At 72.3% G+C, this 2,569-nt stretch carries 3 protein-coding genes; all 3 read right to left on the bottom strand.

What is annotated here, in order from left to right; translation table 11 throughout:
- The coding region (locus FDZ70_09145) for a radical SAM protein (protein ID TLM70540.1) at nt 1-821 on the bottom strand (821 nt) is incomplete at its 3' end.
- 219 nt (nt 822-1,040) lie between these two features.
- Nucleotides 1,041-2,003: a DUF697 domain-containing protein gene (locus FDZ70_09140; protein ID TLM70541.1), complete on the bottom strand. Its 963-nt coding sequence runs from the start codon at nt 2,001-2,003 to the stop codon at nt 1,041-1,043.
- A 74-nt stretch (nt 2,004-2,077) separates the two neighbouring features.
- On the bottom strand, nt 2,078-2,569 hold a 492-nt coding region (locus FDZ70_09135; GenBank protein ID TLM70539.1), incomplete at its 5' end, for a rod shape-determining protein RodA.

Genomic DNA, 2,569 nt, shown 5'->3' with positions numbered 1-2,569 from the left:
GCGGCGAGCAGGTCGTCCTCGGTCACGTTCTTGTTGATGACGTCGCGCATGCGCTGGGTACCGGCCTCGGGGGCGAGCGTGAGCCCCGGCTTCTTGCCGCGCGAGACGAGCTGCGCCATCCGCACGCCGAACGCGTCGGCGCGCAGCGACGGCAGCGATACCGCGACCGCCGACCCCTCGAGCCGTCGCGCGAGCCGGCGCAGGACGTCGGGTAGCTGCGAGTGGTCGGTCGTCGACAGCGAGGTGAGCGAGACCTCCTCGTAGCCCGTACAGCGCAGCCCCGCCATGACGTCGCGCACGATCGAGTCGGCGGTGCGCTCGCGCACGGGGCGGTAGACCATGCCGGCGTGACAGAAGCGGCACCCGCGCGTGCAGCCGCGGGTCACCTCGACCGTCACCCGGTCGTGGACCACATCGACGAACGGGACCACCGGGCATGCCACGGACGGCTCCGCGTCCAGATCGGGGACCACGCGCCGGGTGACGCGCTCAGGCGCCGCCGCGGACAGCGGCGCAAGCCCGCCGTCCGGGCCGGGCGCGTACAGCGCGGGCACGTAGACCCCCGGCACGCGCGCGAGCGCCTCGAGCACGCCCGCTCGGTCAGCGCCGGCCTGTCTCGCCCCGCGCACGGTCTGCGCGATCTCGACCGCGCCGAGCGCAGCGCGATGCCCGCGAGGTCGAGCGCCTCGAGCACGTTCGCGTAGGTGAGCTCGTACGGCAGCGTGAAGCCCACGACGTCGCAGGCGGCCAGCGGCGTTCCGCTCTCGAGCGTGGCGAGCCGCGCGCCCGCGCCGCGCATCGCCGCGGCCATGTCCTTCCACGGCACGAACGCACGCTCGGCGGCGACGCCCTCCACCACGTTGAGCCGCTCATACAGGATGCCGAGGCCCTGGTTGGCCTGGCCGATCTCGTAGGCGTCCGGGTAGACCAGCGCGAAACGGAACACCGGGCCCGGCTTGTGCCGTGCGCCCCACTCGCAGTCGATGTACCGGGCGGGACGCTCGACACCGGCGAGCAGCCGGTCGAGCGTGCGGTCCGCCTCAGCCACCCGTCACCGCCGGCGGCGCGCCGCCTGCGGGCGGGAGCGCCGCTGCCGGGACGCCGGCGACCTCGGCGACCGCGGCGTCTGAGACGGCCGCGGCATGCCGCCGGCCGGCGAGCGCGGGGTTCGCGCGCACCTTCTCGACCACGCGGTCCCGCACCTCCACGACGCCGTGCATCGCCTGCGAGAGGTCGGCGCCGTTCTCGAAGTAGCGGATGGCGGCCTTCCCCATCGCCATCGTGCCGGTGAAGCCGATGGCGGCCTTGACGGCCCAGCCGAATCCCGGCACGAGCGTCAGCAGCTGCCGTGCGGCGGTGCGCATGAGGAAGCCGCCGCCGACCACCGCAGCGAGCTCCTTGATGCGGTCGGGCCCGAGGCGCTGGCCGTACGCGGCCGCGATCTGCAGGAGCATCTTGGCCTGGTTCGCGGTCATGAGCGGCATGTCCTCACCGGGGATGATCGAGATGCCGCCGATGAGTGCGTTCTGCCAGGCGGTCGCGTTCACCGCGTCGCGGGCGACCTCGCGCCGCACGAACTCGAAGTTGTACGAGAGCGCGAGACGCTTGGACGCAAGGCGGTCGCAGAACCAATCGGCGAGGTCGCGCGTGACGACCGCGTCCGCGTCGGGCCCGACGAGCGTGTCGGTGAGCGGGTGGACGAGCGCGTCGGCCAGCGGGCGCTTCAGCTGTCCGATCCCGAGGACGGCCACGGGGATGCCGCGGTACCGGATCGGGTCCAGCACGCGCTTCAGATCCTCGCCTCCGGGCCCGCTGACAGCGACCACGGCATCCACGCTCGGGTCCACGAGCAGCTCGAAGCCCCGCTCGACGACCTCGACGGCCACGAGCGCCCGCGAGGTCTGCGGGTGCAGCTCGCGGCGCACCGCATCGAGCAGCGCGTTCGGCGCCCCCGGCTCGAGGAGCACGACGAGGCGCACCGGCTCCTCGCGCTGCTCGTGCATGCGCGAGGTGTGCTTCAGCAGGTCCTGGACGTCGACCGGGATGTTGACCACGCGGATCGCTCGCTTCCTTCGCTCTAGGCGCCGTACCGGTGCGACCACACCGACAGGAGCATACCCGTCGCAGCGAGGTTGGTGACCATGAACGAGCTGCCGAAGCTCATGAACGGCAGCGGGATGCCCGTGATGGGCATGATGCCGATCGTCATGCCGACGTTCACGAGGACCTGGAACGCCCACATGCTCATGACGCCGACGACGAGCAGTGCGCCGAACAGGTCCCTCGCGGACGCGGCGACCTCCAGCGCCGCGACGAACAGCCACAGGTAGACGCCGAGCAGCGCGAGCGCGCCGAGGAACCCGAGCTCCTCGCCGAGCACCGAGAAGATGAAGTCCGTGTGCCGCTCGGGCAGGAAGTACAGGTTGCCCTGGGTGCCCGATCGCAGGCCCTGGCCGGTCAGCCCGCCCGACCCGATGGCGATCTTGGACTGCGCGAGGTTGTAGCCCGCACCGGACGGGTCGCGCTCCGGGTCGAGGAACACGAGCAGGCGGTTCTCCTGGTACTCGGC

The sequence above is a fragment of the Actinomycetota bacterium genome (assembly GCA_005774595.1).
Lineage (GTDB): Bacteria > Actinomycetota > Coriobacteriia > Anaerosomatales > D1FN1-002 > D1FN1-002.
This window is presented reverse-complemented; position numbering and strand designations above follow the sequence as displayed.

Coding starts and splice junctions, on each gene's coding strand:
- FDZ70_09140 (TLM70541.1), bottom strand. CDS start 2,003: ATGCACGAGCAGCGCGAGGAGCCGGTGCGCCTCGTCGTGCTCCTCGAG.